Genomic DNA, 24252 nt, shown 5'->3' on the forward strand with positions numbered 1-24252 from the left:
GACGCCACCAACCGGGCCTTCAAGGTTCATATGAACGCATTTCAGTACTCGGGAGGCAATTCGACTTAATGTCTAGAGCGTCCGTTTGTGCAACCAAATCCGTAAGCGGACAGGCTTTCAGTCTCGTGCTGTGGAGCCGACTTCGATCCTGCTTGGTGAGGCAATATCAGACGCTAATGGTGCATGTTCAGACGCAAAACTTTTCATTTGCTCGCCACACTCTTGTGAAGTTGTGAAACCCGTTTTTTTCACGCTCTCTTGAAGACGTGAACCTCAAAAAAGGGCTACCGCACGCTGGGCACCGAACCAGTGGCCGAACGTTGTGGCAGCTCTGGCAGACCATGCAGAAAGTGGGGTTACGCAATGAAATTCAAGCGCGCCAGCTTCACATGATCTGTGTGGGCGGCTCTCTGTGGGCGGTTTTGGGGTGCCAATACAAGCGCATTAGCGATGTTGCGGGGCCCGATCAGGAGACGTCCTTATAATCGGGGGGAGATTGTAGCGAAGAAACGTGGGCAATTGATCCTGTTAAATGACTTTTATTGGTGCGCCGTTCAGAGGCCCGGCAGCGGGTGCCCTGACGAATGCCTTGCGGGCGAGGCAATACGGGCGTTGGCAGGTAGCACCTGGTGCAACCAGTTAAGGCGGATTTCTTCGATTTCGACCCAGCTGTCGCCGACCGGCGGTTGTTTGCACTGCTTGAAGGCCTGGCAGCGACCTGCCGAATCCAGGCGGGCGAAGCAGCGCTCGGGGCGGTTGAAGCCGAGCAGGGTCAAGAGCATGTTCATGGCGGCACCTGTTGAGTCAGTCGTCGAGACTATGCCCTGTGCAGGTGACATACGGATGAATTGGCGATGACAGGCGGGTGACGGCAAGCCGCTAGTTCGCAGGCGTCCGGCACCCTATACTGACGGCCTGTTATACCCAGTCCTGGAGAGATAAGCATGTTGCAACGCCTGTTGTTCGGTTTGATTACTGTGACCAGTTTGACCCTGGTCGGCTGCGCCCACAGCCCGCAACAACTCAGCCCGCAACCTAAGCTGACCACCCAGCTTGCGCCAGTGGGTCGTGGCCAGCCGGTGGTTGTGCGTGTGGTGGACGGTCGTCCTTCCCCAACCCTGGGGACCCGTGGTGGCATGTACCCCGAGACCAGCGCGATCAGCGTCAGCAGTGCCGACCTGGTTCCCAAGCTGCAAGCCCAGGCTGAAGCAGCCGTGCGCTTGCTGGGTTTCACCCCGACAGCCAATGCGATGAACGCGCCAACGCTGACCGTGACCCTGGCCGAACTCAAGTATCAGTCGCCCAAGGACACCATGTACGTGACTGAAGCCACCATTGGCGCGACCTTCCGTTCCGATGTGAAGAACGGTGGTCGTACCTACAGCGGCCGTTATGGCGCGTCCCTGGATCAGCGCTTCGGCATGGCGCCGAACCAGGAGACCAACACCAAGCTGGTGAGCGATGTGTTGAGTGATGCCCTGACCCGTGTGTTCAAGGACCCGTCCATCGGTCGTTTGCTCAGCGAGTAAGCCGGCAAAATAAAAAAGCCCGAACTCAGTGAGCTCGGGCTTTTTTGTGTTCGAAACATTCAGGCCGCTTCGGCATACAGCTCCAGGCGGCTGACGCCGGTGAGCAGGTCCGTCTCGGGCAGGTCGGCATGGGCGTGGCCGCTCAGGGCGCAGTAAACGAGCCAGTGGCGGTCTTGCACGTTAAAGGCCAAGCCCTCGATCAATGCCTGTTGTTCGTCGCTGGGCGCGATAAGGTAAAGGCGGTCCTGGTTTTCTGCGTGCAGCATGACAAGCTCCGTGTCGGTGTCGAGGGGCCACAGAGTGGCCTCTCAATATGACGATACGGTGACAGCAGAATTTAAGCCCTTCTGTGGGAGCGAGCCTGCTCGCGAACAACCTTCGCGAGCAGGCTCGCTCCCACGGGTTTATTGGGTTACAGCGCCAGGCCAGCCTTGATCCGATACTGGTTACGCACCGGCATCGCGTATTGCAGCACCAGATACGGACGGTGCTCGGCCGGGCAGGCGTCCAGGCGGCGTTGCCATTCTTCCTGGGCCTTGGCCAGTTCTTCGGCACCGAATACCTCTGCGGCCGTCGGCACTTGTAACTCGGGGTCGTGGTCGCTCCACTGCGCATACGCCAGGTAGTGCGCGGGGAACAGGCGGTAGCCACCGAGGATATGACGATCCATTTCGGCGGCCAGCAATTTGCTGTCTTCGAACAACTCGGTCACCGGCGCCCCGAAGTTCACGTGCACGCGACCCTTGTAGCCGGTAATGCCGTTGGCGATGCTGGTGTCGTCCTCGCCAGGAGCCTTGCTGTAGGTGCCGGTAGTGGCGCGGATAAACAGCTCGCGGGCCTTGGCCTGGTCACAGGGGTCGTATTCGTAGCTGATGGAAACCGGGGTCAGGTTCAATGACTGAATGACCTCGGCAAACGGCTCGTTTTTACGGCTCATATGAAACATCTTGAGGATCGCCGAATCGGTACGGTCATCACCGTCCTTGGCCCGGCCTTCAGCCTGGGCGATCCAGATTGACTGGCAGTCGTTGCGGATCGAGTGGTTGATGTATGCCGACAGCAGTTGATAAGCCGCGAGCTTTTCCCGGCGCCCGGTGATCGAGCGGTGCACGATAAAGCTCTTGTTCAGGCGCATCAGATCGCTGACAAACGGCTTTTGCAGCAGGTTGTCGCCAATGGCGATGCGCGGCGTTGGCAGGCCGGCGTGGTACACGGCGTAATTGACGAACGCCGGGTCCATCACGATATCGCGGTGGTTGGCCAGAAACAGGTAGGCGCTGCCGGATTTCAGTTGCTCGACGCCGGTATAGGTTACGCCGTCGGTGGCATGTTCGATGGTGCGATCGACGTACACCTCGACCTTGTCCTGCAGGGCCGCGACCGAATTGACGCTGGCGAACTCTTTGCGCAGGCGATGAGCTATAAGTGGTTTTAACAGCCAACCGAAAGCGCCAGCCAGGCGCGGAAAGCGAAAGTGGGTCAGGATATCCAGAAACGCCTTGTCGCTGAGCAGCCGGGCCAGCACTGCTGGTACTTCGGCGTCGTCGTAAGGTCGGATGCTATCGAATTGGCCCATCATGCTCTCTTGTTGGAAACGACTAGGGTTGGTACGCAGGGCAGGGCAAAAATAATAGCCCTGCTAATAGACCGGCGATTATACGCACAAGTCACTCTGGAGACCGCGATGCTTGAAACTGAACACTATGAATGCCCCTATTGCGGCGAGCCGGCTGAAGCGGTGCTCGACCTGTCGGGGGGTGATCAGAGCTACATCGAAGACTGCCCGGTGTGCTGTCGGCCGATCCTTTTTCACCTTCAGACCGATGGCCATGAATGGATGCTCGATGTGCATACCGAGAATGAGTAGTGAGTGAAGACCATGCAACGCATCTACGAGCCGGAAAACCTGATGGAAGCCGAACTGTTGCTGGGCATGCTGGCCAGTGAAGGGGTCGAGGCCCGGCTACAGGGCCGTGATCTGGTCGGCGCCACGGGGGAGCTGCCGGTGTTCGGCTTGCTCGGCCTGGCGGTGGCCAATGATCGGGCGCAATACGCACGGGAGTTGATCGATGCGTACAATGCCGCGTCACCGGTGGCTGGTGATGAGCCTGAGAGTTTCCCCGATGTGCTGGATTGCTGATGCCAGCGACGGTTTATTCATTGCTATACAAAAGAAGAGTTGTGCTGCCCCATGTGTGGACGTTTTGCCCTGTTTCGCTGGAACCCTGCATTTGCAGCCTTGCCCGGTTTCCCGGCGGATCAGCAGGCCCAGTGGAATATTTCGCCGAATGATTCGGTATTGATTCTGCGCGCCGGTGCTGAGCCTGGCCAGCGAGAGCTGGCGCGAGCGCGCTGGGGCCTGACCCCGGCGTGGCTGACCGACCTGTCACGGACTCCGGCCCATGCCCGTGCTGAAACCGTGGCCGAGCAGCCCATGTTCCGCGATGCCTTGCGTGAGCGCCGCTGCCTGATCCCGGCCAACGGCTTTTATGAATGGCGCGGCACGACCCGTAAACGCCCCTACTGGCTGACGCCGGGTGAAGGCTCCTCGCTGTTTTTTGCCGGTATCTGGGAGGCATACCCCGTTGAGGGGCATGTGTGGCTGAGCACCGCCGTGATTACACTGGCAGCGGCCAGCCAGCGTCGCCCGCTGATTCTGGATGAGGCCGGCCAGCAGGCCTGGCTTGACCCTCAGACTCCGCTGCAGGCCTTGCAGGCGCTGCTGGCCAGTGCGCAGATGCCGCTGCGAGAAAGACCGCTGGCCAATCTGGTCAACGATCCAAAACTCAACGCGCCCGAGTGCCTGACACCGGGTTGAGATACGATACGCGCCATCTTTATGGAGACTTTTGATGGGTAAGTTAGCGGTAGTGTGCGCCGTGGGCGCCGGGTTGTTGCTGGGTGGATGCCAGGCGGTGAATACCACCAATGGCGGCGCCGTGGGCGTAGAGCGCAAGCAGTACATGTTCAGCATGCTGTCGAGCCAGCAGGTTGACCAGATGTACGCCCAGTCGTATCAACAGACCGTCAGCGAGGCGGGCACCAAGGGCGTCCTGGACAAGACCAGCGCCAACGCCAGGCGCCTGCAGGCGATCGCCAACCGACTGATTGCCCAGGCGCCGGCCTTTCGCCCGGATGCCGCGCAATGGAACTGGGAAGTCAACCTGATCAAGAGTGACGAGCTCAACGCCAACTGCGGCCCTGGCGGCAAGATCATCTTTTATAGCGGGATCATCGAGCAACTCAAACTGAGTGACGATGAAATTGCCGCGATCATGGGCCATGAAATCGCCCACGCCTTGCGTGAGCACGGGCGTGAATCCATGTCCAAGGCCTATGGCATCGAAATCGCCAAGCAGGGTGCTGGCGCCTTGTTGGGCCTGGGCCAGGACAGCCTGGGCCTGGCCGACACGGTGGTGAACTACAGCCTGACCTTGCCCAACAGCCGCAGCAATGAAAACGAAGCGGACCTGATCGGTCTGGAGCTGGCAGCCCGTGCGGGCTACAACCCGAATGCGGCGATCACCCTGTGGCAGAAAATGGCTCAGCAATCACAGAATGCGCCACCTGAATTCATGAGCACCCACCCGGCTTCAAGCAGCCGGATTGCTGCGCTGGAGGCGGCCATTCCGAAGGTGATGCCGCTGTATCAGCAAGCGCCGAAATCGTGACGCTTGTTGTGGGAGCGGGCTTGCTCGCGATGGCGTCTACGCGGTTCAACTGAAAGACCGCAGTGCCTGTATCGCGAGCAAGCCCGCTCCCACACAAAGTGTGGGTTACACCCAGCCGCTGATCTGCATCGCCTTGTACACGGCCACTACAGCCAGTACTACGAACGCGGTGGCAGCCAGTCTGCGGATCAGGGTCAACGGCAGTTTGTCAGCGGCAAAGTTGCCCGCCAAAACCACCGGCACGTTGGCAATCAGCATGCCCAGGGTTGTACCGATAATCACCAGCCACAGATCCGGGTATTGTGCGGCGAGCATCACCGTCGCCACCTGGGTCTTGTCACCGATTTCGGCAATGAAGAAGGTGATCAATGTGGTCACGAACGGCCCGTACTTGCGTGCGGTGCTGGCTTCGTCGTCGTCCATCTTGTCCGGCACCAGGGTCCACAGCGCGGTGGCGGTAAAGCTCGCGGCGAGGATCCAGTGCAGCATGGCGTCACTGAAGAACGTGCTGAACCAGGCGCCTACAGCACCGGCGGCGGCATGGTTGGCCAGGGTCGCGACCACGATACCGGCGATTATCGGCCAGGGTTTGCGAAAGCGTGCGGCCAGAATAAGGGCGAGCAGTTGCGTCTTGTCGCCGATTTCGGCCAAGGCAACGATTGCAGTAGGGACAAGCAGGGAATCGAGCATCATCAGGTGGTTTCCAGGGGCGGGTCGACACGGCTATGACACGTACAGCCTCCCCGCCCCGGGTAAGGTGTTCGTGTCATAGGTCTTGTCAAACCCCGGTCCGTCTGTGCGGACACCTGGGTCGCATACGCCATGGTCTGTTGACCAAGTATGTTGACGTATGCCGGACGAGCTTGACGCTCGTGGGAGACTACTCCCCTAGGACGGAGCGGATTCTGCCTAGGCAAATCCGATCCGGCAAGCTCTTATTTTTCCGCAGGCTCAACGGCGCTTGGCGCTGTAAATCCGGAAACCCTGGCCCTCGGCCTTGACCGTGCAGGCACCGAAATGCTCTTCGATCAGCGGTTGATATCGCAGGAAGCTGTTGGCGACAATCCGTAGTTCGCCACCTGATTTCAGATGTTTCACTGCTTTTTGCAGCAAGTTTTCGGTGGCGTGGTAATCGGTATGCACCCCCACGTGGAACGGCGGGTTGCTCAGAATCGTGTTCAAACCCATGGGCGCGGCGTCGATGCCGTTGCCGGTAATCACTTCCCCTTCCAGACCGTTGGCCGCCAGGGTCAAACGGCTGCTGGCGGTGGCGAAGGCATCCACGTCGAGCAGGGTGACGTTGTTGTGCGGGTAGCGGCGCTTGACCGCAGCCCCGAGCACACCCGCACCGCAGCCGAAGTCCAGCACGTGGCCGCTGGGCAACTTGTCCAGATGCTCAAGCAGCAGGGCGCTGCCGCGATCCAGGCGACCGTGGCTGAACACGCCCGGCAGGCTCACGACCTTGAGCGGGCCTTCGGGCAGCGGCAGTTCGTAATGTTGCGCCAGGTCGTGCAGTACCGGCACGGGCGGGGCGTTATCCACCGTCACTTGCCACAGCTGGCAATGCCGCGCGCTATCGAGTTTGCGCGGCTTGCCGAACGGGATCAGTTGCTTGGACGCGCCTTCAATGCCACCCTTTTTTTCACCGACCAGAAACACGTCGGCACCCGGCAGGCGGGCGGCCACGGCTTTGAGCACGTAGTCGCTCAGTTCCTTGGACTTGGGCAGGAACACCACGGCGGTGTCGAACGCCCGCTCAGGGATATCGACACCGAACTGCACACGCCCGGCAAAGCGGGCGTCGAGCGCGGCCTGGTCGCCGGCATGCCAGCACCAGCCATGGGCATCGGGCAGTTCGCCCAGCAGTTCGTCAGCGGGCAAGCCGACCAATAGCACCGAGCCTTGAAAGTATTCAGGCTGACGAAGCAGTACTTCACTGCGCGGATCCATAATCTGCTCCTCAAAAAGGGGCGCAGTCTATCAACTGACGACCCGCAGCGCTGTACCGTTGAAGAACGCTTCGGCATTTTGCGCCAGTTGGCCGACGATGCGCTGGCGTGCTTCACGACTGCCCCAGGCACTGTGCGGGGTGATGATCAGGCGCGGAATGTCGGCCCCCAGCAATGGGTTGCCGTCGCGTGGTGGTTCGACGCTGAGCACGTCGGTGGCCGCGCCACCCAGATGGCCGCTACGCAGGGCGTCGGCGAGTGCCTGTTCGTCGATCATGCCGCCACGTGCGGTATTGACTACAAAGGCCCCGGGTTTGAGCAGTGCCAGTTCGCGGGCGCCGATAAAATTACGCATATGCTCGGTGAGCGGGCAGTGAAAGGTCAGCGCGTCGACCTGGGGCAGCAGTTCGTCCAGCGTCAGGCGCCCGGCACGGGCCGGGCGCCCCGGGATCTGGCCGATCAGCACGCGCATGCCGAAGGCTTCGGCCAGTTTCGCGACCGCACTGCCCAGCTCGCCGTGACCGAACAGGCCCAGGGTCTTGCCCTGCAGCTCGACAATCGGGAAGTCCAGCAGGCAGAACTGTTTGGCTTGCTGCCACTGGCCGTCGGCCACGGCCTTGTTGTAATCGACCAGGCGCGTAGCCAGTGCCAGCAGCAGGCCGAGGGTGTGCTGCGCCACCGATGGCGTGCCGTAGCCCTGGCAGTTGGCAACGATGATCCCTTGGGCGCGGGCGGCCTCAAGGTCAACGTTGTTGGTGCCGGTGGCCGCTACCAGAATCAACTTCAGCTCCGGGCAGGCAGCCAGGGTCTGGGCGTTGAGCAGCGCTTTGTTGCTGATGGCCACACTGGCGCCTTGCAGACGCTCGATCACATTGGCTGGCGTGGTGTCTGCGCACAGCTGCAAGTCGCCGAAGCTGCGACGCAGCGGGTCGAGGTCGAGATCGCCCAGGTCCAGTGAGGTGTAATCAAGGAATACGGCGCGCTGAGTGTTAGTCATCAACTGTACCTTTTGTGCTGTGAAATGAAGGCGTAATGTGGCGAGCCTAACAGAAGAAACAATTTGTAATGGAGCCGTGCATGTACTGGACAGAATTTTTGACCGTAGCCTTGATTCACCTGTTGGCGGTGGCCAGCCCCGGGCCTGATTTTGCCGTGGTAGTACGCGAGAGCGTCACTCACGGCCGCCGTGCCGGGATGTTTACCGCGTTTGGTGTGGGCACGGCGATTTTTGTCCATGTCGGCTATTCATTGCTGGGTATCGGCATCATCGTGTCGCAATCGATTGTGCTGTTCAACGCCCTGAAATGGCTGGCAGCGGCTTATCTGCTGTATATCGGCATCAAGGCACTGCGGGCCAAACCGGCTGATCCTGCGGCGTTGGCGGCCAGCTTGCCGGTGGGCGAGCGCACGGCACGCGGGGCTTTCACGTCGGGCTTTGTGACCAACGGCCTGAACCCCAAGGCGACGCTGTTTTTCCTGTCGCTGTTTACCGTGGTGATCAACCCGCACACCCCACTGTCGATCCAGGCCGGTTATGGCGTGTACCTGGCAGTGGCAACCGGTGTGTGGTTCTGCATGGTCGCGATGCTGTTCAGCCATCAGCGCGTGCGTACAGGCTTTGCCCGCATGGGTCACTGGTTTGACCGCACCATGGGCGCGGTACTGGTGGCATTGGGCGTGAAACTGGCGTTTACCGAGATGCATTGACACACCTCGGTTCCGTAGCAGCTGCCGAGGAACGAAGGCTGCGTCCGGCAGCAGCTACGGGGAGATGGTCGGGTTCTTGTCAAAATCTGGATTTGCTTCATCCTTGCGGGCTTATTGCAGTGTGCCCACGGAGAAGTATCGATGTCCTCAGTCCACCGGTCCTGGCGTCGCGCCAGGCTGGCGCTGGCAGTCAGCCTTGCGTCGACGTCCGCTTGGGGCGTGAGCTTCAATCTCGGCCCGGTTGAGGGGCAGATCGATACCGAGCTGTCCATCGGCGCCAGTTGGTCCACCGCCAGGGCCGACAGCAAACTGATAGGCGCCAACAATGGCGGCACGGGGCAATCGGCCATTTCTGACGATGGCCGCCTTAACTTTAAACGCGGCGAAACTTTTTCGAAAATCTTTACCGGCATGCACGCACTGGAACTCAAGTACGGCGACAGCGGCCTGTATGTGCGTGGCAAGTATTGGTATGACTTCGAGTTGCAGGACGACAGCCGCCCCTTCAAGCCCATCAGTGACTCAGGCCGCCGAGCCAGTGCGCAATCGGCCGGCGCGCAACTGCTCGATGCGTTCGTTTACCACAACTACGCCATTGCCGATCAGCCCGGCGCAGTCCGCTTGGGTAAACAGGTGGTCAGTTGGGGCGAAAGTGCGTTTATCGGTGGCGGCATCAATGCGATCAACCCCACCGACCCTGCCGCCTATCGTCGGCCTGGCACTGAGTTCAAAGATGGCCTGGTGCCGGTCAACCTGTTCTATCTCTCGCAAAACCTGACCGACAACCTGTCGGCTGAAGCCTTTTATCAGCTGGATTGGGAGCCGTCCGAAGCGGACAACTGCGGGACGTTTTTCTCCCGGTCAGACGTGATGGCTGACGGCTGCAGCGGCAATTACCGGGTCATGAGCAAGCGTTCGGCACTCGATGTGGCCGACCTCGCCGCGCTGACCGGTGCCGGGGTTGAGGTGAACGAGGAGGGCGTGCTGGTACGCCGTGGCGCCAATCGTTATGCGCGCAACAGCGGGCAGTTCGGGGTGGCGATGCACTATGTGTTCGAGCCGCTGGGCACCGAGTTCGGTGCCTACTTCATGAACTACCACAGTCGCGACCCGATCCTCAGCGCCAGCGCGGCGCCGCAGTCGGCCTATAACGCGGCAGCAGGCGCCGGAGGGCTGGCGCCGATGGTTGTTGCCGGCAATTCGGGCTATTACGTTGAATACCCTGAAGACATCCGCCTTTACGGCCTGAGCTTCTCCACCACGTTATCCACAGGCACGGCCTGGAAGGGCGAGTTGAGTTACCGTCCCAATGCGCCGGTGCAACTCAACAGCAACGACTTGCTGTACGCCAATGTCACGTTGCTGCCCGGGCTTGCCGATGCATCGCCACTGAGCGTCACTCCCGGCGCAGATGTGCAGGGCTATCGGCGCAAGGAAGTCACCCGGTTCCAGACGTCCCTCAGCCATGTGTTCGACAACGCGATGGGTGCCGATCACCTGACCGTGACCGGTGAAGTGGGGGTGACCCGGGTTGGTGGCCTGGATAGCCCTTCAGGGCTGCGTTACGGGCGTGATCCGGTGTTTGGCTCTGAAGGTAATGACGGCTTCACCACGGCCACCTCCTGGGGCTACCGTGGTCGCGCAGTGTGGGAATACAGAAGCGTTGTTCCCGGGGTGAACCTCAAGCCCAATCTGGGCTGGTCCCATGATGTCAGCGGCTATTCGCCGGGGCCCGATGCCAGCTTCGAAGAGGGCCGCAAAGCCATCTCCCTGGGGCTGGAGGGTGACTATCAAAGCACCTACACCGGCAGCCTGTCGTACACCAATTTTTTTGGTGGGCGCTACAACACCCTCAGCGACCGCGACTTTGTGGCGCTGACGATGGGTGTGAAGTTCTAGGCCGGAATTTGTTGGGAGGCGTTCGGGCGACTATTGTTTGTGGGGTGCGAATGTTTACGACCCAAGGAATTTTTACCGTTGGTCGTGTTCCAAGATTTATAAAGGTCTAATGCCAATGGCCTTTGCCCCTAGAAAGATTGATCAGGAGCTTCACCATGTTCATTTCGCGTCGTTTGATTGTTGCTGCAAGTGCGGTGGCCTTGCTGGCTGGCTGCGCTACGCCTAACCCGTATGACAACCAGGGCCAGGGGTCTTCCGGGACGGGCTTGAGCAAGACTGCCACCTACGGTGGCCTGGGGGCTCTGGCGGGTGCTGTGGCGGGTGCTGCCATCGACCATAACAACCGTGGCAAGGGCGCGCTGATCGGTGCTGCCGTGGCAGGCCTGGGTGCAGCCGGTTATGGCTATTACGCCGACAAGCAGGAAGCAGCCCTGCGTGCGAGCATGGCCAACACGGGCGTTGAAGTTCAGCGTCAGGGCGACAACATCACCCTGGTGATGCCAGGCAACATTACCTTCGCGACCAACTCGGCCAACATTGCGCCCAGCTTCTATCAGCCGCTGAACAACCTGGCGAATTCGCTCAAGCAGTTCAACAACCAGAACCTGATCCAGATCGTGGGTTACACCGACAGCACCGGTAACTACAACTACAACATGCAGCTTTCCCAGCAGCGTGCGCAAAGCGTAGCGACCTACCTGACGTCTCAAGGTGTGAGCGGCCAGTACCTGTCAGTCAAAGGTATGGGTCCGGCTGATCCGATTGCCAGCAACGCCACCGCAGATGGCCGCGCACAGAACCGTCGCGTACAAGTGACACTGGCGCCAATCCCGGGCATGCAATACCAGCAGCCGGGTCAGGTGCAGCAGTACCCTTGATCATTACCTCGTAGCAGCTGCCGAAGGCTGCGTTCGGCTGCGCAGCAGTCGTAAACCCTGAGTGCGGGGTTTGGCTGATATTGCGACGACTTCGTCGTCGAACGCAGCCTGCGGCAGCGGCTACGGGGGGGGCGCAAGACACACAACAAAAAGCCCCGCGATCCTTGCAGATCGCGGGGCTTTTTATTGGGCATCCAGCTGGGGAAATTACTTCTTCAGGCCGTAATGCTCATCCAGCATGCCAGGACCGTTCGGGCTTTTTGGTGCGTAGTCCAATGGCGGCTCGGTGCTGTGCGGCGGGGTGATGCGCTCGCGATGCGGTTGTGGCACATCCGGGTGCAGGGCAGCCAGCAGGCGTTGGCGAGTCTGCTCGTCCAGGGCCAAACGGTTGGCGCCCTCGGCGAGGTGTTCTTGCACGTCCTGATAGCTCTGTGTGAGTTTCTTCACCAGGTTGGCGGTGGTGTTGAAGTGGGTAACCACTTCACTTTGGTAACTGTCAAAACGTTCCTGGATGTCGTCCAGCTGACGCTGCGTGCGGTTAGGCACGGCATTGGGCAGCAGACGAGCAACCAGAAAACCAATGGCGACACCGGCAACCAGGGCGAGAGTCGGCAACAACCAAATCAAGAGCGAGTGTTCCACGAGTCCTTCCTCTATAAACGGCTTTGCTTTACGTTAACGGCTCGGACCTGCGCTGTATACCGCGATGCACTCGCAAATATGTCAGACAGAATCTATCAGCTAGACGAGTCGACCCAATCTGAGGTCACGGAGTTCCCTCTTGCTTACCCGCGAAACCCCCGTAGTAATTGCTGGCCCGGTCGGCCAACTGGAAGCCTTGTACCTTGATTGTGCTGAGCCAAAGGGCCTTGCGCTGCTGTGTCACCCCAATCCGGTACAGGGCGGCACCATGATGAATAAAGTGGTTTCGACCTTGCAACGCACTGCCCGCGATGCTGGCCTGATTACCTTGCGATTTAATTACCGCGGCACCGGCGCCAGTGAAGGCAGCCACGATATGGGCACCGGCGAAGTCGACGATGCCTTTGCAGCAGCCCGGTGGTTGCGCGCCAGACACCCTGACTTGCCGATCACCCTGTTCGGTTTTTCGTTTGGTGGTTTTGTTGCCGCCAGCCTGGGTGGTCGCCTTGAAGCCCAGGGCGAAAAGCTTGAGCGCGTGTTTATGATCGCCCCTGCGGTGATGCGTTTGCGTGACGAAGATGCCTTGCCACATAACTGCCCGCTGACCGTTATCCAGCCTGAAACCGACGAAGTGATCGACCCGCAGCTGGTCTATAACTGGTCAAACGACCTGTCGCGCCCCCATGAGCTGCTGAAAGTGGCAGAATGCGGACACTTTTTTCACGGCAAGCTGCCCGAGCTCAAAGAGTTGGTAGCGCCACGCCTTTCGAATTGATTGCAGCCTGATAAGCGATTACCCATGACCTCTCGTACTCGTATCCTCACCGGCATCACCACCACCGGTACGCCGCACCTGGGCAACTACGCCGGGGCCATCCGCCCTGCGATCGTGGCCAGCCGCGACCCCAACGCCGATTCGTTTTACTTCCTGGCTGACTACCATGCCCTGATCAAGTGCGATGACCCGCTGCGCATCCAGCGTTCGCGTCAGGAAATCGCTGCAACCTGGCTGGCGGCCGGCCTTGATGTCGAGCGTGTGACCTTCTACCGTCAGTCCGATATTCCGGAAATCCCCGAGCTGACCTGGCTGCTGACCTGCGTAGCGGCCAAGGGCCTGCTCAATCGGGCCCATGCCTACAAGGCCTCGGTAGACAAGAACCTGGAAAACGGCGAAGACCCGGATGCGGGCATCACCATGGGCCTGTACAGCTACCCGGTGCTGATGGCTGCGGACATTCTGATGTTCAATGCCAACAAGGTGCCTGTGGGGCGTGACCAGATCCAGCACGTTGAAATGGCCCGTGACATTGGCCAGCGCTTCAACCACCTGTTCGGCAATGGCAAAGAGTTTTTCGCCATGCCCGAAGCGCTGATCGAAGAAAGCGTGGCCACTTTGCCGGGTCTGGACGGTCGCAAGATGTCCAAGAGCTATGACAACACCATTCCGTTGTTCAGCAGCGCCAAGGACATGAAAAGCGCGATTTCGCGCATCGTTACCGACTCCCGTGCACCGGGCGAGGCGAAGGATCCGGACAACTCGCACCTGTTCACCCTGTACCAGGCATTCTCCACGCCTGAGCAGTCGGTTGAGTTCCGCAGCGAGCTGTTGCAGGGCCTGGGCTGGGGCGAAGCGAAAGAGCGCCTGTTCAAGCTGCTGGACGCCGAGCTGGGCGAGTCCCGCGAGCGTTACCACGACTTGATGTCGCGTCCTGATGATATGGAAGACATCCTGCTGGCTGGCGCCCAAAAAGCTCGCAAGATCGCAGCGCCTTTCCTTGTCGAATTGCGAGAAGCCGTTGGCTTGCGCTCGTTTGTCAGTGCCGCGCAAACCACTGCTGCGAGCAAAAAGAAAGCCGCCAAGGGCCCGCGCTTTGTCAGCTTCCGCGACGAAGACGGCAGCTTCCGTTTCCGCCTGCTGGCCGCTGCTGGCGAACAATTGCTGCTGTCGCGCAGCTTTGCCGACGGTAAAACCGCCGGTCAGGTGACCAAGCAGCTGCAATCCGGCGAGCCTCTGGATGTGCGCAGTGATGCGTTGAGCTTCAGTGTCTGGCTGGGCGACACCTGCGTGGCTGACAGCCCGGTATTTGCCGATGCCACAGCCAGAGATGAGGCAATCGAAGCGTTGCGCCTTGCGCTGGTACCCGTTCAAGACTGAGAAAGTGCGACGTTTCGTCTCAGGTTTGATTGCCATTCCCAAGGGTCGTCGCTACAGTGTCGGCCCGTTTTTGTTGCCTTGCTAACGAATTATGACGCCTCTAGAACGATATCAAGCAGATCTGAAACGCCCGGACTTCTTCCACGATGCCGCGCAGGAAAACGCTGTGCGCCATTTGCAGCGCCTGTACGACGACCTGGTCGCTTCCTCGCAGAGCAAGCCGGGCCTTTTCGGCAAGCTGTTCGGCAAAAAGGAGCAGACGCCGGTCAAGGGCCTCTACTTCTGGGGCGGTGTAGGCCGTGGCAAGACATATCTGGTCGATACGTTTTTCGATGCCCTGCCGTTCAAGGAGAAGGTGCGTACCCACTTCCACCGCTTCATGAAGCGCGTGCATGAAGAAATGCGCACCCTCAATGGCGAAAAGAACCCGCTGACCATTATCGCCAAGCGTTTTTCTGACGAGGCGCGGGTGATCTGCTTTGATGAATTCTTTGTGTCGGACATTACCGACGCCATGATTCTCGGCACCTTGATGGAAGAACTGTTCAAAAACGGTGTCACCCTGGTGGCTACGTCGAACATTGTGCCTGACGGTTTGTACAAGGACGGCTTGCAGCGTGCGCGCTTCTTGCCCGCCATTGCGCTGATCAAGCAGAACACCGAAATCGTCAACGTCGACAGCGGCGTCGACTATCGCTTGCGTCACCTTGAGCAGGCCGAACTGTTTCACTTTCCGTTGAACGAAGAGTCCGAGAAGAGCTTGAGAGAAAGCTTCAAGGCGCTGACTCACAACTCCAACAGGGCGATCGAAAACGATGATCTGATCATCGAGAACCGCACCATCCGTGCCTTGCGTACCTGTGATGATGTGGCCTGGTTCGAGTTTCGCGAGTTGTGCGACGGCCCGCGCAGCCAGAATGATTACATCGAGCTTGGCAAGATCTTCAACGCTGTAATCCTCAGCGGTGTAGAGCAGATGGAAGTGAAAACGGACGACATCGCCCGACGCTTTATCAACATGGTCGATGAGTTTTACGACCGCAACGTCAAGCTGATCATCTCGGCTGAAGTCGAGCTGAAAGACCTTTACAAGGGCGGGCGCCTGAACTTCGAGTTCCAGCGTACCCTCAGCCGTTTGCTGGAAATGCAGTCCCATGAATATCTGACGCGGGCGCACAAACCCTAGTCAAAAAAACGGCCTGCATTGCAGGCCTTTTTTATGCCCGCCTCAGGCCTCGGCGGCCTTGAATCCCAGGCGCTGCACGTACTTGGCAATGTCGCGGGCATGCCCGCAACCTATCAGCAGCCATATCAGGATCCGCGCCTTGTACGGGCAGAGAAACCCGCACATCAGCGCGCCGCGGTCGATCAGGTCCATCTCGCTGCCGATAAACCCGTAAGACGCTTCGGCGGTGGGGCCTGAACCTGTTCGTGACGCCACCAGAACCGGAATTTCCGTGGTGACCTGTTCGATCAGGTCGACCCATTCGACACTGACATGCCCGGCCCCGAAAGCACTGACCACCAGCGCGTCATACCCCAGGGCCAGCACATGCTCCAGCAGTACCGTGTCGGCAGACAGTGTTGCTGGCAGCAATGCGACCTTGTGATGAATGCTGCGGGGCATGGGCAGGACAGTGCGTGCGCAGGCTTTACGCAGATAAAGCACGCGATTTTCGAGCATTAGCCCGGCAGGGCCGAAAAACGGCGAGTTGAAGGCGTCCAGCGTTATTGATGAGCATTTGCGCACATGCAGCGGCTGGTGAATCTGGCCGTTCATTACCACTAGAACGCCTCGCTTGCGGCTCTGTGTATCGAGCGCAACCCTGGAGGCATCCAGCAGATTGGCGGGGCCATCTGCGCCGGGATGATCGCTGGGGTGCATGGCGCCGGTCAGCACAAGTGGCACATCGGCATCCCATAACAGGTCAAGGAAGAATGCAGTTTCTTCCAGGGTGTCGGTGCCTTGGGTGATGACGATGCCCAGCGCGCCCAGCTTCACTTGCTCCTGGGCCCAGATCAGCACTTCAAGCAGCAGATTGAAATCCAGGGAGGCGCTGGGAACCAGGCACAGGGTCTCGATATGAACGTCCAGCCCTTCGTGCAGCTGCGAAATGCCGTCAAGCAGTGCTTCGCCAGTGATCACGGGTTGTGCGCCTGAGCCGGGCTGTGTTGTGCGCATGCTCACGGTGCCACCCAGGGCTCCTATGGAAAGGATGGGCAGGGAGTTGTGATTGAGTCTTTGCGCCATGCTGCGTACCTCCGCCAGTGGCCGGTGAAGCCTCTTCTTGTGAGTGCCCCTGGTTGGAGGGCATTTCATCAGAGGCTTTTTGGGCTGGCGGAGAAATCAGATTGTTCCGCTTGGTGTGTAGTACAACGCTTAGATTTAAGCGACCTGATTGAGGCCTGCATGCAGGAACTGCTGACGATACTGGTTTGGTGAAAGCTCTGTGTGTTGGCGAAACAGACGCGCGAAGAAGCTTGCGTCGTCGTAGCCCACGTCATAGCTGATGGTCTTGATGCTTTTGCGGGTGGCCGAGAGCAGGCCCTTGGCGGTTTCTATGCGCAGGCGTTGCAGGTAGTGCAAGGGTTTGTCGCCGGTGGCCAGCTGAAAGCGGCGCATGAAGTTGCGGATGCTCATGCCGTGATCGCGGGCGACATCTTCAAAGCGGAACTTGTCGGCGAAGTGCTCTTCGAGCCAATGCTGGATTTGCAGGATGATCACGTCCTGGTGCAGCTTCTGGCCGCCAAAGCCGATGCGCCCCGGGGTGTAATTGCGCTGTACTTCGTAAAGGATGTCGCGGGCTACGGCCTGGGCGATATTGGCGCCGCAAAAACGCTCGATCATGTAAATGTAGAGGTCGCAGGCTGAGGTAGGCCCGCCGGCGCAATAGAGGTTGTCGGCGTCGGTAAGGTGTTTGTCCTGGTTGAGGTGCACCAGGGGATAGCGCCGGGCAAAGGTGTCGAAGAAACGCCAGTAGGTGGTGGCCTCTTTGCCATCGAGCAGCCCGGCTTCAGCGAGCCAGAAGACTCCGGTGGCTTCAGCGCACAGGACAGCGCCGCGGGCATGCTGTTCGCGCAGCCAGGGCAGTACTTGCGGATAGCGCTGGCAGAGGGTGTCGAAATCGTCACCGAAGGCCGGCAGGATAATGATGTCGCTATCCTCCAGGCCGCCGTCCACAGGGAGCACCACATTGCTGAAGCTGGTGGCCGGTTTGCCGTCGGGGCTGACCAGGCGTGTCTCGAAAGTGGGGGTCAGGCCTTGTCCCAGCTGCTTGCCGTGACGCAGGCTGGCGAGGTGAAAGAAATCCTTGGCATGCATCAGGGTCGACGCGAAAACCCGATCGATGGCCAAAATGCTGACACGCCGCAGCGGCGTGGAGAGTTGATTAGACATAGACATATTTTGATTATTCTTATAGGTGAAATTGGTCAACTTACGGCTGGATCGTCTTATGTTTTTTCCTGTGTGTCCAGAGGTTGCTACTTTTGTGGCCGCGGGCTTGCTCGCGATGGCATCCATGGGGTTTCTCTGAAACACCGCGTCGCCTGCATCGCGAGCAAGCCCGCTCCCGCAAGGGGGCGGTGGTTCAAGGTGCCGGGTTTGGCTGGTCCTTGTGGATGGCGTCGATACCGGCCAGCACCTCATCCGACAGTTTCAGGTCGAAGCTGGCGATATTGCTTTCGAGTTGCTCCATGGTCGTGGCACCAATGATATTGCTGGTGACGAACGGTTGGCGGGTGACGAAGGCCAGGGCCATTTGCGCAGGGTCCAGGCCATGTTCGCGGGCCAGTGCCACGTAACGCTCGCTGGCAGCCACGGCCTGCGGGTTTGAATAGCGCGAGAAGCGGCTGTAGAGGGTCAGGCGGCCTTTTGGTGGTTGGGCGCCGCCACCGTACTTGCCCGAGAGCATGCCGAACGCCAGGGGCGAGTAGGCGAGCAGGCCGCACTGCTCGCGAATGGCGATTTCCGCCAGGCCCACTTCAAAGCTGCGGTTAAGCAGGCTGTAGGGGTTCTGGATCGATACGGCGCGCGGCCAGCCGCGACTTTCGGCCAGTTGCAGGAACTTCATGGTGGCCCACGGCGTTTCATTGGACAGGCCGATGTGGCGGATCTTGCCGGCCCTGACCTGCTCGTCGAGTGCCTCGAGAGTGTCTTCCAGCGGGGTGAAGTCTTCGTCGGCGTTGTGGGTGTAACCCAACTGGCCGAAGAAGTTGGTGCTGCGCTCGGGCCAGTGCAACTGGTAGAGGTCGATCCAGTCGGTTTGCAGGCGCTTGAGGCTGGCGTCCAGGGCTTGCACGATATGGCTGCGGTTGTGCTTGAGGTGGCCGTCACGGATGTAGTCGATGCCGTTGCCGGGGCCGGCGATCTTGCTCGCCAGCACCCAGTCGGCACGATCACCGCGTTCCTTGAACCAGTTACCGATAAAACGCTCGGTGGTGGCGTAGGTTTCGGCCTTGGGTGGCACCGGGTACATTTCGGCGGTGTCGATAAAGTTGATGCCGGCATTTTTGGCGCAGGCGATCTGCTCAAAGGCTTCGGTCTGGGTGTTCTGTTCACCCCAGGTCATGGTCCCGAGGGCGATTGCGCTTACTTTCAGATCGGTACGGCCAAGCTTTCGGTAGTCCATCGGGTGCTCCTTCGGGTAAACAAACATAAAAGCAGGTTGTAATTTTTTGCGCAATCTGGATAATTGCCCACCTCTTTCTGCAGTGGAAGTGATGCGCCGCCTGCCGAAGAATCTTGCCGTTGAACGGACGCGCTGACCCGAGCCCCCGATAGCGTCTGTATCCGGCTGCCTTTGACTTGTCAAAGTACGCACTATTCAGTAAGATCCGCCGTCTAATTTACAGGGCGGCCCCTGAGGCTATAAAGAATGAAAACTTTTACTGCTAAACCAGAAACAGTAAAGCGCGACTGGTTTGTCGTCGACGCTGCTGGTCAGACCCTGGGTCGTCTGGCCACCGAGATCGCGAGCCGTCTGCGTGGCAAGCACAAGCCGGAATACACTCCGCACGTTGACACCGGTGACTACATCGTTGTTATCAACGCTGAGCAAATCCGTGTTACTGGTGCTAAAACCACTGACAAGATGTACTACTCTCACTCCGGTTTCCCGGGCGGGATTAAGTCGATCAACTTCGAAAAGCTGATCGCCAAAGCTCCTGAGCGCGTGATCGAGACCGCGGTTAAAGGCATGCTGCCTAAAAACCCACTGGGTCGCGACATGTACCGTAAGCTGAAAGTCTATGCGGGCGCTGCTCACCCTCATACTGCTCAGCAGCCCCAAGAACTGAAGTTTTAACGGAATAGTTCATTATGTCGGCGACTCAAAACTACGGCACTGGCCGTCGTAAAACCGCAACCGCTCGCGTTTTCCTGCGTCCGGGTACCGGTAACATCTCCATCAACAACCGCACTCTGGAGAATTTCTTCGGTCGCGAAACTGCCCGTATGGTAGTTCGTCAGCCGTTGGAACTGACTGAGACTGTCGAGAAATTCGACATCTACGTCACCGTGATCGGTGGTGGTGTAAGTGGTCAAGCTGGCGCAATCCGCCACGGTATCACTCGCGCACTGATGCAGTATGACGAAACCCTGCGTGGCGCTCTGCGCAAAGCTGGCTTCGTTACTCGCGATGCTCGTGAAGTTGAACGTAAGAAAGTCGGTCTGCGTAAAGCGCGTAAGCGTCCGCAGTACTCGAAGCGTTAATTCGCAGCTTCGTTCAAAAAAGCCCAGCCTCCTTCGGGAGCTGGGCTTTTTTTATGGGCGATGATTTAGCGGTGTGACAACTTGCCACATCCAGCAAACGCCTATACTACAAGGCCTGTAGCCGCCCCAGAGCGGTAATTACCTTGTAAGACTAGGGGCTTTTCATTACCATTCTGCAAAATTTTTATAAGTAATAGATGCATATTTAGTAGATGCCTGATTTAACAGGCCACAAAGCTGATGGGAGAGGACTGAATGAGCAATGACGGCGTAAATGTCGGCCGGCGTCGCTTCCTCGTAGCAGCCACATCCGTGGTGGGTGCTGCAGGAGCGGTGGGGGCGGCGGTCCCGTTCGTGGGGTCGTGGTTTCCCAGTGCCAAGGCGAAAGCCGCTGGCGCACCGGTGAAAGTGAATATTGCAAAGGTTGAGCCAGGTCAGCAAATGATTGCTGAATGGCGTGGCCAGCCGGTATTCATCGTACGTCGCACCGAGGAAATCCTGGCAAATCTGAAGAAGATTGAAGGGCAGCTTGCTGACCCGGATTCCAAGCAATCTGATCAGCCTGCTTATGTAAATCCGGAGCTGCGGTCGATCAAGCCAGAAATTCTGTTGTTGATCGGTATTTGCACCCACTTGGGTTGCTCGCCTACGTTCCGTCCCGAGGTCGCGCCGGTTGATCTTGGCAAGGACTGGGTAGGCGGCTATTTCTGCCCTTGTCATGGTTCGCACTATGATCTGGCCGGCCGCGTCTACAAGGCCCAGCCAGCGCCGCTGAACCTGCCAGTGCCGCCGTACTACTATGAGACGGACAACATTGTCGTCGTTGGCCTCGATGGGGAGAACGCGTAATGAGCAAGTTCATGGATTGGGTAGATGCCCGCTTCCCCGCCACCAAAATGTGGGAAGACCACCTCAGCAAGTATTACGCTCCGAAGAACTTCAACTTCTTCTATTTCTTTGGTTCTCTCGCACTGCTCGTTCTGGTCAACCAGATCGTTACCGGTGTGTGGCTGACCATGAGCTACACGCCATCGGCAGAAGAGGCGTTTGCTTCTGTCGAATACATCATGCGTGACGTCGAATACGGTTCAATCCTGCGCTTGCTGCACTCTACCGGTGCATCGGCGTTCTTTATCGTCGTCTACCTGCACATGTTCCGTGGCCTGCTCTACGGCTCTTACCAGAAGCCCCGTGAGCTGGTCTGGCTGTTCGGCATGATGATTTATCTGGCCCTGATGGCTGAAGCCTTTATGGGTTACCTGCTGCCTTGGGGGCAAATGTCCTACTGGGGCGCCCAGGTGATCATTTCGCTGTTCGGTGCGATCCCGGTTATCGGTAACGACCTGACCCAGTGGATTCGTGGTGACTACCTGATCTCCGGTATTACCCTGAACCGCTTCTTTGCCCTTCACGTCGTGGCCTTGCCTATCGTAATCCTGGGCCTGGTGGTGCTGCACATTCTTGCCCTGCACGAAGTCGGCTCCAACAACCCGGACGGCGTGGATATCAAGAAACACAAAGACGAAAACGGCATACCGCTGGATGGCATTCCCTTCCACCCGTACTACACCGTGAAAGATATCGTCGGCGTAGTGGTATTCCTGTTTATCTTCTGCTCGATTGTGTTCTTCTTCCCGGAAATGGGTGGTTACTTCCTGGAAAAACCGAACTTTGAACAGGCTAACGCCTTTAAAACGCCGGAGCACATTGCCCCTGTCTGGTACTTCACGCCGTTCTACGCGATCTTGCGTGCCATCCCGGACAAGCTGCTTGGCGTGATTGCCATGGGCGCCGCGATTGCCGTGCTGTTCGTGTTGCCGTGGCTTGACCGCAGTCCGGTCAAATCCATGCGCTACAAAGGCTGGATGAGCAAGGTATGGCTGTGGGTGTTCTGCATCTCCTTCGTGATTCTGGGTGTGCTGGGTGTCTTGGCTCCTACCCCGGGCCGCACGCTGCTGTCGCAGGTGTGTACGTTCCTGTACTTCGCCTACTTCATTCTGATGCCGTTCTACACCAGGCTTGAGAAGACCAAACCGGTTCCGGAAAGGGTGACTGGCTGATGAAAAAGCTATTTGCTGTATTGATGTTCGCGGTAATGCCTGTGTTCTCCTTTGCGGCAGAGCAAGGCGTGCAGCTCGACAAGGTCGACATCGATGTTTCTGACAAGGCGGCCCTGCAGGATGGTGCGCGTACGTTCGCCAACTACTGCATGGGTTGTCACAGTGCCAAGTTCCAGCGTTATGAGCGGGTCGCTGATGACCTGGGCATTCCCCATGAGGTCATGCTCGATAACCTGGTGTTCACCGGTGCCAAGATTGGCGACCACATGAACATCGGCATGCAGCCTAACGATGCCAAGGCCTGGTTCGGTGCTGCACCGCCTGACCTTACACTGGTGGCCCGTGTGCGTGGCACGGACTGGCTGTACAGCTACCTGCGTGCCTTTTACGAAGACCCGTCGCGCCCTTGGGGTGTGAACAACAAAGTGTTCCCGAACGTGGGCATGCCCAACGTGCTGGCACCGTTGCAGGGTCGTCAGGTTATCGGTTGCAAGCAAGTACAGATCGTCGAAGACGGCAAGAAGCAGTATGATCCGCTCACCGGCACGCCTTTGACCCATGAAGCGTGCGACCAGCTGACAGTGCTGCCAAAAACCGGCGCCCTGACTGAAGAGCAGTTCGATGAGAAGATCAAGAACCTTGTGACCTTCCTGGCCTACTCGGCCAACCCGGTGAAGCTGGAGCATCAGCGCATCGGTACTTACGTGCTGATCTACCTGGCCTTCCTTTTTGTATTCGCTTATCTGCTCAAGCGCGAATACTGGAAAGATGTGCACTGATATAGTTACACGCAATGCTGTTAATCGTGCGCGCCCAAGGGTGTCTCTGAAAAGGTAACAGTGCAGGGCGGGTGACAGGCGGGGTCAATGACCTTGCCAGTCACCTGGCCTGTGGTTATCAGAGGCTTTCCTTGGGCGCGTTCGTTTTTCCGCTCCCGATAATTTCAACAAGCGAGGAGGACCGCCATGGGCGTGACCAATCGGTTGGCCTGTTACTCCGACCCCGCCGACCACTATTCCCACCGAGTGCGCATTGTGCTCGCAGAGAAAGGTGTCAGCGCCGAGATCATCAGTGTGGAGGCGGGCCGTCAGCCGCCGAAGCTGATCGAAGTGAACCCCTACGGCAGCCTGCCAACCCTGGTCGATCGTGACCTGGCGTTGTGGGAGTCGACTGTGGTGATGGAATATCTGGATGAGCGCTATCCGCATCCGCCGCTGTTGCCGGTGTACCCGGTGGCACGGGCTAATAGCCGTCTGCTGATTCATCGTATTCAGCGCGACTGGTGTGCGCTGGTCGACCTGATTCTTGATTCGCGGACCAAGGAGCCGGCGCGCGTGCAGGCCCGCAAGGAGTTGCGCGAGAGCCTGACGGGTGTTTCTGCATTATTTGCCGACAAACCTTTTTTCCTCAGTGATGAGCAAAGTCTGGTCGACTGCTGTCTATTGCCGATACTCTGGCGTCTGCCTGTTTTGGGTATTGAATTGCCGCGGCCAGCCAAGCCGTTGCTCGACTATATGGAGCGCCAATTTGCGCGTGAGGCTTTCCAGGCGAGTCTGTCTGGTGTCGAACGCGACATGCGCTAAAGCTTTAGGAGCCCTCGATGAATTCAAGTCGACCTTATCTGGTGCGTGCGCTCTACGAGTGGATCGTTGATAACGACTGCACTCCGCACATGCTGGTTAACTCTGACTACCCCAAGGTGCAAGTGCCTGCGGGTTTTGCCAGTGACGGGCAGATTGTCCTCAATGTTTCGCCAACCGCCGTGCGTCAATTGCACATGGACAACGAAGCAGTAAGCTTTGAAGGGCGCTTTGGTGGTGTGCCACACACCTTGTACGTGCCTATTGCAGCCATTCTGGGCGTTTACGCCCGTGAGAACGGCCAGGGCATGGTGTTTGACCTGGAAGAGCCTCTCGAGGCTGATGACGAGGTTGAGCCGGGTGATGATAGTCCGCCGCCAGGCTCCGAGCCGCCGCGACCTACAGGCCGGCCAAGCCTGAAAGTGGTGAAGTAATAAAAAAGGCGACCTGAAAAGGTCGCCTTTTTTGT

General features: G+C 58.7%; 28 protein-coding genes and 1 riboswitch. Of the genes, 18 read left to right on the forward strand and 10 right to left on the reverse strand.

The genetic code is table 11. From position 1 onward, the window contains the following. Window positions 1-554: 554 nt before the first annotated feature. Window positions 555-788: a hypothetical protein gene (locus PPTH39_RS08310; RefSeq protein WP_095018287.1), complete on the reverse strand. Its 234-nt coding sequence runs from the start codon at window positions 786-788 to the stop codon at window positions 555-557. 156 nt (window positions 789-944) lie between these two features. Here PPTH39_RS08310 and PPTH39_RS08315 point away from each other — a divergent pair, with 156 nt between their 5' ends. Further along, a complete protein-coding gene (locus PPTH39_RS08315) occupies window positions 945-1529 on the forward strand; it encodes a YajG family lipoprotein (RefSeq protein ID WP_095001563.1) in 585 nt (194 codons plus the stop codon). Window positions 1530-1588: 59 nt separating this feature from the next. On the opposite strand, the gene PPTH39_RS08320 is transcribed toward PPTH39_RS08315, so the two are convergent. Then, entirely contained in the window at window positions 1589-1795 is a 207-nt protein-coding gene (locus PPTH39_RS08320) for a hypothetical protein (protein ID WP_016779492.1), read from the reverse strand. Between the two features lie 146 nt (window positions 1796-1941). Then, window positions 1942-3108, reverse strand: a complete 1167-nt coding sequence (locus PPTH39_RS08325; RefSeq protein WP_095020337.1) for a 1-acyl-sn-glycerol-3-phosphate acyltransferase — start codon at window positions 3106-3108, stop codon at window positions 1942-1944. Between the two features lie 105 nt (window positions 3109-3213). On the opposite strand from PPTH39_RS08325, the gene PPTH39_RS08330 reads away from it, so the two are divergent. Genes PPTH39_RS08330 through PPTH39_RS08345 form a run of 4 tightly spaced genes read left to right on the forward strand, consistent with a single transcriptional unit; the run spans window position 3214 to window position 5200 of the window. After that, window positions 3214-3396 carry a CPXCG motif-containing cysteine-rich protein gene (locus tag PPTH39_RS08330; RefSeq protein ID WP_095001561.1) on the forward strand — a complete coding sequence of 61 codons (183 nt, stop codon included), beginning with the start codon at window positions 3214-3216 and terminating at the stop codon, window positions 3394-3396. A gap of 12 nt (window positions 3397-3408) precedes the next feature. Beyond that, window positions 3409-3669 (forward strand): putative signal transducing protein, encoded by a 261-nt coding sequence (locus PPTH39_RS08335; protein ID WP_095001560.1) that lies wholly within the window; start codon window positions 3409-3411, stop codon window positions 3667-3669. Window positions 3670-3720: 51 nt separating this feature from the next. Next, window positions 3721-4347, forward strand: a complete 627-nt coding sequence (locus tag PPTH39_RS08340; protein WP_130871862.1) for an SOS response-associated peptidase — start codon at window positions 3721-3723, stop codon at window positions 4345-4347. 34 nt (window positions 4348-4381) lie between these two features. Beyond that, window positions 4382-5200, forward strand: coding sequence for a M48 family metallopeptidase (locus PPTH39_RS08345; protein WP_095001558.1), 819 nt, complete (start codon window positions 4382-4384; stop codon window positions 5198-5200). Between the two features lie 105 nt (window positions 5201-5305). On the opposite strand, the gene PPTH39_RS08350 is transcribed toward PPTH39_RS08345, so the two are convergent. The 3 genes from PPTH39_RS08350 to PPTH39_RS08360 all read right to left on the reverse strand — a co-directional run bounded on the left by PPTH39_RS08350 (window position 5306) and on the right by PPTH39_RS08360 (window position 8146). Beyond that, window positions 5306-5890, reverse strand: coding sequence for a TMEM165/GDT1 family protein (locus PPTH39_RS08350; protein WP_086799543.1), 585 nt, complete (start codon window positions 5888-5890; stop codon window positions 5306-5308). A gap of 90 nt (window positions 5891-5980) precedes the next feature. Then, window positions 5981-6102: riboswitch (yybP-ykoY riboswitch) on the reverse strand. Between the two features lie 49 nt (window positions 6103-6151). Continuing rightward, a complete protein-coding gene (locus PPTH39_RS08355; RefSeq protein WP_095001557.1) occupies window positions 6152-7150 on the reverse strand; it encodes a class I SAM-dependent methyltransferase in 999 nt (332 codons plus the stop codon). Between the two features lie 30 nt (window positions 7151-7180). Then, window positions 7181-8146, reverse strand: coding sequence for a 2-hydroxyacid dehydrogenase (locus tag PPTH39_RS08360; RefSeq protein WP_130871863.1), 966 nt, complete (start codon window positions 8144-8146; stop codon window positions 7181-7183). 80 nt (window positions 8147-8226) lie between these two features. On the opposite strand from PPTH39_RS08360, the gene PPTH39_RS08365 reads away from it, so the two are divergent. From PPTH39_RS08365 to PPTH39_RS08375, 3 genes are all read left to right on the forward strand, one after another. Next, window positions 8227-8856, forward strand: a complete 630-nt coding sequence (locus PPTH39_RS08365; protein ID WP_016779501.1) for a LysE family translocator — start codon at window positions 8227-8229, stop codon at window positions 8854-8856. Between the two features lie 141 nt (window positions 8857-8997). After that, window positions 8998-10755, forward strand: coding sequence for a DUF1302 domain-containing protein (locus PPTH39_RS08370; protein WP_130871864.1), 1758 nt, complete (start codon window positions 8998-9000; stop codon window positions 10753-10755). Between the two features lie 155 nt (window positions 10756-10910). Next, window positions 10911-11633, forward strand: a complete 723-nt coding sequence (locus PPTH39_RS08375) for a YiaD family glycine zipper/OmpA-like lipoprotein (RefSeq protein ID WP_095001554.1) — start codon at window positions 10911-10913, stop codon at window positions 11631-11633. Between the two features lie 207 nt (window positions 11634-11840). Here PPTH39_RS08375 and PPTH39_RS08380 read toward each other — a convergent pair whose 3' ends face one another. After that, the gene (locus PPTH39_RS08380; protein WP_016779504.1) at window positions 11841-12275 is read right to left on the reverse strand and encodes a Z-ring associated ZapG family protein; all 435 of its coding nucleotides are present in this window, start codon (window positions 12273-12275) and stop codon (window positions 11841-11843) included. A gap of 139 nt (window positions 12276-12414) precedes the next feature. Here PPTH39_RS08380 and PPTH39_RS08385 point away from each other — a divergent pair, with 139 nt between their 5' ends. The 3 genes from PPTH39_RS08385 to zapE all read left to right on the forward strand — a co-directional run bounded on the left by PPTH39_RS08385 (window position 12415) and on the right by zapE (window position 15616). Beyond that, complete coding sequence (locus PPTH39_RS08385) at window positions 12415-13050, forward strand: alpha/beta hydrolase (protein ID WP_095001553.1); 636 nt, start codon at window positions 12415-12417, stop codon at window positions 13048-13050. A gap of 24 nt (window positions 13051-13074) precedes the next feature. Beyond that, window positions 13075-14430, forward strand: coding sequence for a tryptophan--tRNA ligase (locus tag PPTH39_RS08390; protein WP_095001552.1), 1356 nt, complete (start codon window positions 13075-13077; stop codon window positions 14428-14430). A gap of 91 nt (window positions 14431-14521) precedes the next feature. Continuing rightward, window positions 14522-15616: a cell division protein ZapE gene (gene zapE, locus PPTH39_RS08395; RefSeq protein WP_095001551.1), complete on the forward strand. Its 1095-nt coding sequence runs from the start codon at window positions 14522-14524 to the stop codon at window positions 15614-15616. Between the two features lie 42 nt (window positions 15617-15658). On the opposite strand, the gene PPTH39_RS08400 is transcribed toward zapE, so the two are convergent. The 3 genes from PPTH39_RS08400 to PPTH39_RS08410 form a co-directional block, all read right to left on the reverse strand. After that, window positions 15659-16681: an asparaginase gene (locus PPTH39_RS08400; protein ID WP_095001550.1), complete on the reverse strand. Its 1023-nt coding sequence runs from the start codon at window positions 16679-16681 to the stop codon at window positions 15659-15661. 135 nt (window positions 16682-16816) lie between these two features. After that, window positions 16817-17752, reverse strand: coding sequence for a GlxA family transcriptional regulator (locus PPTH39_RS08405; protein ID WP_169916835.1), 936 nt, complete (start codon window positions 17750-17752; stop codon window positions 16817-16819). 268 nt (window positions 17753-18020) lie between these two features. Continuing rightward, window positions 18021-19061 carry an NADP(H)-dependent aldo-keto reductase gene (locus tag PPTH39_RS08410; RefSeq protein ID WP_095001548.1) on the reverse strand — a complete coding sequence of 347 codons (1041 nt, stop codon included), beginning with the start codon at window positions 19059-19061 and terminating at the stop codon, window positions 18021-18023. A 246-nt stretch (window positions 19062-19307) separates the two neighbouring features. On the opposite strand from PPTH39_RS08410, the gene rplM reads away from it, so the two are divergent. The 7 genes from rplM to PPTH39_RS08445 all read left to right on the forward strand — a co-directional run bounded on the left by rplM (window position 19308) and on the right by PPTH39_RS08445 (window position 24217). After that, window positions 19308-19736 (forward strand): 50S ribosomal protein L13, encoded by a 429-nt coding sequence (gene rplM / locus PPTH39_RS08415; RefSeq protein WP_007917032.1) that lies wholly within the window; start codon window positions 19308-19310, stop codon window positions 19734-19736. A gap of 14 nt (window positions 19737-19750) precedes the next feature. Beyond that, a complete protein-coding gene (rpsI, locus tag PPTH39_RS08420; RefSeq protein ID WP_003216038.1) occupies window positions 19751-20143 on the forward strand; it encodes a 30S ribosomal protein S9 in 393 nt (130 codons plus the stop codon). A 255-nt stretch (window positions 20144-20398) separates the two neighbouring features. Beyond that, window positions 20399-20992, forward strand: a complete 594-nt coding sequence (gene petA / locus PPTH39_RS08425; RefSeq protein WP_083369776.1) for a ubiquinol-cytochrome c reductase iron-sulfur subunit — start codon at window positions 20399-20401, stop codon at window positions 20990-20992. Beyond that, window positions 20992-22203, forward strand: a complete 1212-nt coding sequence (locus PPTH39_RS08430) for a cytochrome b (protein WP_016779512.1) — start codon at window positions 20992-20994, stop codon at window positions 22201-22203. The genes petA and PPTH39_RS08430 overlap by 1 nt, the downstream gene beginning before the upstream one ends. Continuing rightward, window positions 22203-22982: a cytochrome c1 gene (locus PPTH39_RS08435; RefSeq protein ID WP_095020341.1), complete on the forward strand. Its 780-nt coding sequence runs from the start codon at window positions 22203-22205 to the stop codon at window positions 22980-22982. The genes PPTH39_RS08430 and PPTH39_RS08435 overlap by 1 nt, the downstream gene beginning before the upstream one ends. 186 nt (window positions 22983-23168) lie before the next feature. Next, window positions 23169-23786 (forward strand): glutathione S-transferase N-terminal domain-containing protein, encoded by a 618-nt coding sequence (locus PPTH39_RS08440; RefSeq protein ID WP_016779514.1) that lies wholly within the window; start codon window positions 23169-23171, stop codon window positions 23784-23786. 17 nt (window positions 23787-23803) lie between these two features. Continuing rightward, window positions 23804-24217, forward strand: coding sequence for a ClpXP protease specificity-enhancing factor (locus tag PPTH39_RS08445; RefSeq protein ID WP_095001547.1), 414 nt, complete (start codon window positions 23804-23806; stop codon window positions 24215-24217). Window positions 24218-24252: the final 35 nt, after the last annotated feature.

The sequence above is a fragment of the Pseudomonas bubulae genome (assembly GCF_900618535.1).
Classification (GTDB): Bacteria; Pseudomonadota; Gammaproteobacteria; order Pseudomonadales; family Pseudomonadaceae; genus Aquipseudomonas; species Aquipseudomonas bubulae.